The sequence below is a fragment of the uncultured Flavonifractor sp. genome, from assembly GCF_944385615.1.
GTDB lineage: Bacteria > Bacillota > Clostridia > Oscillospirales > Oscillospiraceae > Flavonifractor.
Genome location: NZ_CALWXV010000014.1, coordinates 44,068 through 50,264, shown reverse-complemented (window position 1 = coordinate 50,264; position 6,197 = coordinate 44,068). Strand labels below are relative to the sequence as shown.

Below are 6,197 nucleotides of genomic sequence, written 5' to 3'. Positions count from 1 at the left end.
CGGGCTCCGCAGGGCAAGGATAACGGGTAACACCCGCCGGGGGCGACCCTAGGAAAAGTGCAACAGAGATATACCGCTGACGGCTCAGCCGTCAGTAAGGGTGGAAAGGCGAGGTAAGAGCTCACCCGATGGCTGGGAACAGTCCATCGCTGTAAACTCTATCCGGAGCAACGCCGTGGAGGGACAACAGGCCGGCCCGGCCGTCCCAGGGAGGCGGCTTGAGCGTACCGGCAACGGTGCGTCGAGATAGATGGCTGTCTTAAAGGACAGAACCCGGCTTACAGGCTTACTTGCAGATATGGCGGGCCCGGAGCACACCGCTCCGGGCCGCCTTCTACCACTTGACAAATGTGGAGAGACATATTATAATCCAGTTCAATATGAAACTGCAATGACAGGGAGAAGTACTGCCCTATGTTCCGCTCAGAGAGCCCCCGGTTTGGTGTGAGGGGGAGGGGACAGGCCGGGAAATACACCCTGGAGCAGCCGCCTGAACAGGGGAGACCCCCAGTAGGGCCGTGTCGGGTGCGCCCGTTATTGCGCCGGAGTGTGTTGGCACTCCATGAGGCCGTTTTTGTGAGAAAACGGCAAACCAGAGGTGGTACCGCGTTTTTACGCCCTCTGTCCTTACGGACAGAGGGCGTTTTTGCGCAGAAGAATCATCACAAAAAGAATATCAGCAATAAAGGAGAAAGAATATGACCTGTTACGAAGAACTGAAGGCCCGCGGCCTCATTGCCCAGGTGACCAATGAAGAGGAGATCTCCAAGATGGTCAACGAGGGCAAGGCGGTGTTTTACATCGGCTTTGATCCCACCGCCGACTCCCTCCATGTGGGACACTTTATGGCCCTGTGCCTGATGAAGCGGCTCCAGATGGCGGGCAACCGCCCCATCGCTGTCATCGGCGGCGGTACCGGCATGGTGGGAGACCCCTCCGGCCGCACCGACATGCGCACGATGATGACCCCTGAAACCATCCAGCACAACTGCGATTGTTTCAAAAAGCAGATGGAGCGGTTCATTGAGTTTGGCGAGGGCAAGGCCCAGATGGTGAACAACGCCGACTGGCTGATGAAACTCAACTATATTGAACTGCTGCGGGATGTGGGCGCCTGCTTCTCCGTCAACAACATGCTGCGGGCTGAGTGCTACAAGCAGCGAATGGAGAAGGGGCTTTCCTTCCTGGAATTCAACTATATGATCATGCAGTCCTACGATTTCTACTACCTGTTCCAGCACTACGGCTGCAACATGCAGTTCGGCGGCGACGACCAGTGGTCCAACATGCTGGGAGGCACCGAGCTCATCCGCCGCAAGCTGGGCAAGGACGCCCACGCCATGACCATCACCCTGCTGCTCAACTCCGAGGGCAAGAAAATGGGCAAGACCCAGAAGGGCGCTGTGTGGCTGGACCCCAACAAAACCAGCCCCTACGAATTTTACCAGTATTGGCGCAACATCGGCGACGCCGACGTGCTCAAGTGCCTGCGGATGCTCACCTTCCTGCCTCTGGAGCAGATCGACGAGATGGACAAATGGGAAGGGGCCCAGCTTAACACCGCCAAGGAGATTCTGGCCTTTGAGCTGACCCAGCTGGTCCACGGCGCGGATGAGGCCAAGAAGGCGCAGGAGGCCGCCAAGGCGCTCTTTGTGGGAGGCGGTGACATGAGCAACGTGCCCTCCACCATGCTGGAGGCCTCCGACCTTACCGACGGGGCCATCGGCATCCTGGACCTGATGCTGAAGTGCAGCCTGGTACCCTCCAAGAAGGAGGCCCGCCGTCTCATCGAGCAGGGCGGCGTGGAGCTGGACGGGGAGAAGGTATCCGATGTGAACACTTCTGTGCCCGCTGACCGACTTAGCGGCGACGGTGTCATGATTAAGAAGGGCAAAAAGGTCTTCCATCGGGCCTCTCTTCAGGGCTGATTTCTCAGGGGTTGCCGTATCGCTTACGGCAGCCCCTTTTCTCTGCTTTTTTCTACAGTACCATTGCGGGGGAGAGGCGGCCATGATACAATATACTTTATTAAACGCCAGTAAGTTGTGTATGGCAAACTGCAAAGGAGGAAACAGCCATGTCCGACAAAGAGGAGCAGGAGAAAAAGAAAAAATGGTATATCCTGGACGGAAATCACCTTCAACTGCTCATCGTTCTGCTGGTCGCCATTTTATTTTATGTGGGACTGAACAACCTCGATGTGGTAACCATCCGTATCGACAAATTTATGGGGGTCTTGTCCCCCTTCATCGTAGGCTTTGCTATTGCCTATCTGCTCAACACTCCCATGTGCTTCTTTGAACGGAGGCTCTTTGCCAACAGCAGATATAAGCGTGGGCTATCCATTCTGCTGGTCTATGTGCTGGCTTTTGCGGTAGTTGCCGTTCTGCTTGGGCTTATTATTCCTCAGGTGGTGCAGAGCGTCAAAGACCTTGCGGGAAATATGCAGGGTTACATGGACAGTCTGAATCAATTGGTACAGGATTTGACGGTGCAGTTCCATCTGGACCCGGAAGGTGTCAACACCGCCCTGGGTGATTTCCAGAGCATGATGAGTAAAATCAGCTCACAGGTGGCCCAGGCCCTGCCTCAGCTGCTGGATGTAGGTTTTGCCATTGGAAACGGCGTAATCTCCGGCATTACCGCCCTGATCTCCTCCATCTACATGCTGGCAGGGAAGGGGCGGCTGGTCCCGCAGCTCAAGCGTCTGCTTTATGCGGTATTGCCCAAACGGCGCTCCGACCGGCTACTCCAGATTTGCGGCCACGCCAACCATGTCTTTGTGGGCTTTATCAATGGCAAGATCATTGACTCGGCCATCATCGGTGTGCTGTGCTTTCTCCTGTGCGCCATTTTCCGCATTCCCTATCCCATGCTGGTCAGTGTTACAGTAGGCGTCACCAACATCATCCCCTTCTTCGGCCCTATCATCGGCGCCATTCCCTGTCTCTTTATTCTGGTCATTGTGGACCCATGGGCCGCCCTCCGGTTCTTCGCCCTGGTCATCGCTTTGCAGCAGTTTGACGGCAACATCCTGGGTCCCAAGATCCTGGGGGACAGCACCGGCCTTTCCGCTATCTGGGTACTGGTCTCCATCGTCACCTGCGGCGGTCTGTTTGGCTTTCCCGGTATGATTTTGGGCGTGCCCACCTTTGCGGTGCTCTATGCCCTGGTACGGGAGTGGGTCAACAACCGGCTGAGAGCCAAAAAAATCGACGGTGACGGAAAACCGCTGAAGAAGGACCCGCCGGTCCAGCCGGAACAATAAAAAGGAACTCCGCGGAAGTGATATTCCGCGGAGTTCCTTTTTATTGTTGTCTTTCTCCCACCAAATCAGCCATGGAGTAAAGCCCAGGAGCCTCCACACCAGCCAAGAAGCGAGCTGCCCGAATGGCGCCGGAGGCAAAGACCTCCCGGCTCATAGCGGAGTGGCGCAGCTCAATGACCTCATTCTCACCGGCGAAGATCACTTCATGGTCTCCCACAATGTTGCCGCCCCGGACAGCGGAGATGCCGATCTCTCGCTTTTCCCGGGCTTTGCGGACGCTGTGGCGGTCATAGACATACTCCGGCTGATAGGGGAGGGCCTGGGCCGCCGCATCGGCGATCATGAGTGCGGTACCGCTGGGAGCATCCACCTTTTTATTGTGGTGCCGCTCCACGATTTCAATATCGTAGTCCTGCCCCAGAGCGGCGGCCGCCTGCCGGACCAGTGCCAGCAGCACATTGACCCCTATAGACATATTGGCAGAGCGGAAAATGGGGATCGTCCGGGCCGCCTGGTCAATGGCCACCAGCTGCTCCTGGGAATAGCCAGTGGTTGCCAGCACCACTGGGACGCGTCGTTCCAGGCAGAAATCCAGCAGGGCAGGCAGGGCAGCAGGGGAGGAAAAGTCGATTACCACGTCGGCCTGCCCCTTGAATTCAGCAGGGGAGGAGAAGACAGGAAAATCCCCCTCAGCAATTCCCAACAGGTCAAATCCGGCCACGATCTCCAAATCAGGCTGGGCGGCGCACAGACGCTCTACCGCCCGGCCCATCCGGCCGTTGCAGCCGGAGAGGATCCATCGAAACATATTATAACATCCTTTCCTGGGTCAAGCCTCTTATGCTTTGAGCAGTCCAGCCTTCATCATGGATTGACGGAGGACCTCCAGCGGACCGTCGGACATATCGCACAGCGGCAGACGCAGAGAGCCGATGTCGTAGCCCGCCAGATTCATAGCGGCCTTGATTGGAATGGGGTTGACCTCCAGGAAGAGGGCATCGATAAAGTCCATGTACCCCAGCTGAATGGCGGCAGCCTTAGAAAAATTGCCCTCCAGGCACAGATGGGTCATCTGGATTATGATTTCGGGGGCGATATTGGCCACCACCGAGATAACACCCTTGGCGCCCAGGCTCATCATGGGCACCACCTGGTCGTCATTGCCCGACCAGACGTAGAAGTCGTCGCCGCAGATGGCTAGGGTGTGGGCCAGCAGAGAGAAGTTGCCGCTGGCCTCCTTGACGCCATTGATGTTGGGGTGCTGGGAGAGCACCTTATAGGTTTCAGCGGTAAAGGAAACACCGGTCCGGGACGGCACATTATAGAGGATAATGGGCAGCTGTACCCGGTCGGCTATGTATTCGTAGTGCTTGATGAGGCCAGTCTGGGACGCCTTGTTGTAGTAGGGGGTGACGTGCAGCAGGGCGTCGGCGCCGGAGTCCTGAGCGTGCTGGGACAGGTAGACGGCAGCGGAGGTGTCGTTGCTCCCCGCGCCAGCGATGACCTTGACCCGGCCATTTACCCGCTTGACACAGTATTCCACGGCAGCAATGTGCTCCCGAATGGTGAGGGTGGAACACTCGCCGGTGGTACCACAGACACAGATGGCATCCAGGCCACGCTCGATCTGCTCGTCAATGAGCTTCCCAAACTGGTCATAATTGATGGCGCCGCTGTGGTCAAACGGGGTGATGATGGCGGAACAGGCTCCGGTAAAAACAGGCTCTCTCATAATAGGGTTACCTCCTTGAAATGTAACCCTCCGCGCACAGAAGTTCGGCAAGAAGGACTGCGCCGCCTGCGGCGCCGCGAAGGGTATTGTGAGACAGGCAGACGAACTTATAGTCGTACTGCGTGTCAGGACGCAGACGGCCGATACAGACCGCCATGCCGCCCTCAGTCATCCGGTCCAGCCGGGTCTGGGGACGGTCGGGCTCCTCAAAGTAGTGCAAAAACTGCTTGGGAGCGGAAGGCAGGGCCAGCTCCTGGGCGCGGCCCTTGAAATTTGCCCAAATCTCCTTGATCTCCTCCATAGAGGGTTTATTCTCAAACCGTGCGAACACAGCAGCCATGTGGCCGTTGGACGCGGGCACCCGCAGGCACTGGGCGGTAATGGAAGGGGACTGGGCATTGACGATGACCCCGTTCTCCACCTTGCCCCACAGCTTCAGGGGCTCCTGCTCGCTCTTCTCCTCCTCGCCGCCGATGTAGGGGATCACATTGTCCACCATCTCAGGCCAGGTATCAAAGGTCTTGCCCGCGCCGGAAATGGCCTGATAGGTGCAGACCAGCACCTGATTCAGACCGAAGCCGCGCAGGGGGTGCAGGGCGGGAACATAGCTCTGGAGGGAGCAGTTGGACTTGACGGCAATGAACCCGCGCTCCACCCCCAGTCGCTTTCGCTGGGCCTCGATGACTTTGATATGCTCCGGGTTAATCTCGGGCACCACCATGGGAACGTCGGGCGTCCAGCGGTGAGCGGAGTTGTTGGAGACCACAGGGCACTCGTGCTTGGCATAGGCCTCCTCCAGAGCCTGGATCTCTTCCTTTTTCATATCTACAGCGGAGAAGACAAAGTCTACCTGGGAGGCAATGGTCTCAATATCGGCCTCCGCGTTCATGACCACCATACCCTTGGCCTCCTCGGGCATGGGGTTCTCCAGCGCCCAGCGGGAGCCGATGGCCTCCTCATAGGTCTTGCCAGCGGAGCGGCTGCTGGCCGCAATGACAGTAAGCTGGAACCAGGGGTGATTCTCCAGCAGGGAAACAAAACGCTGGCCCACCATACCGGTGCCGCCGATGACGCCTACTTTATATTTTTCCATGACCGATACCTCCGTTGCTCAAATCCTATTCCATCACCGGCCTGTCTCAGACCGGAAACTGGTGATAAAAAAGAAAATCAGCAGTTTACAGAACTGCTGATTTT

At 57.3% G+C, this 6,197-nt stretch carries 5 protein-coding genes, 1 other RNA gene and 1 other annotated feature; of the genes, 3 read left to right on the top strand and 3 right to left on the bottom strand.

Annotated features, from left to right (window positions below; all coding sequences use genetic code 11):
* The 3 genes from rnpB to Q0J75_RS05710 all read left to right on the top strand — a co-directional run.
* An RNA gene (gene rnpB / locus Q0J75_RS05720) (RNase P RNA component class A) lies at positions 1-297 on the top strand; the annotation flags it as partial.
* An 85-nt stretch (positions 298-382) separates the two neighbouring features.
* Positions 383-625: a binding site (T-box leader), on the top strand.
* 73 nt (positions 626-698) lie between these two features.
* Positions 699-1,928 (top strand): tyrosine--tRNA ligase, encoded by a 1,230-nt coding sequence (tyrS, locus tag Q0J75_RS05715; protein ID WP_297197986.1) that lies wholly within the window; start codon positions 699-701, stop codon positions 1,926-1,928.
* 149 nt (positions 1,929-2,077) lie between these two features.
* Entirely contained in the window at positions 2,078-3,268 is a 1,191-nt protein-coding gene (locus Q0J75_RS05710; protein WP_297197984.1) for an AI-2E family transporter, read from the top strand.
* 40 nt (positions 3,269-3,308) lie between these two features.
* Here Q0J75_RS05710 and dapB read toward each other — a convergent pair whose 3' ends face one another.
* Genes dapB through asd form a run of 3 tightly spaced genes read right to left on the bottom strand, consistent with a single transcriptional unit; the run spans position 3,309 to position 6,093 of the window.
* A complete protein-coding gene (gene dapB / locus Q0J75_RS05705) occupies positions 3,309-4,076 on the bottom strand; it encodes a 4-hydroxy-tetrahydrodipicolinate reductase (RefSeq protein WP_297197981.1) in 768 nt (255 codons plus the stop codon).
* 30 nt (positions 4,077-4,106) lie between these two features.
* Positions 4,107-5,000 carry a 4-hydroxy-tetrahydrodipicolinate synthase gene (gene dapA / locus Q0J75_RS05700; RefSeq protein ID WP_297197978.1) on the bottom strand — a complete coding sequence of 298 codons (894 nt, stop codon included), beginning with the start codon at positions 4,998-5,000 and terminating at the stop codon, positions 4,107-4,109.
* A 7-nt stretch (positions 5,001-5,007) separates the two neighbouring features.
* Complete coding sequence (gene asd / locus Q0J75_RS05695; protein ID WP_297197975.1) at positions 5,008-6,093, bottom strand: aspartate-semialdehyde dehydrogenase; 1,086 nt, start codon at positions 6,091-6,093, stop codon at positions 5,008-5,010.
* Between the last annotated feature and the right edge of the window lie 104 nt (positions 6,094-6,197).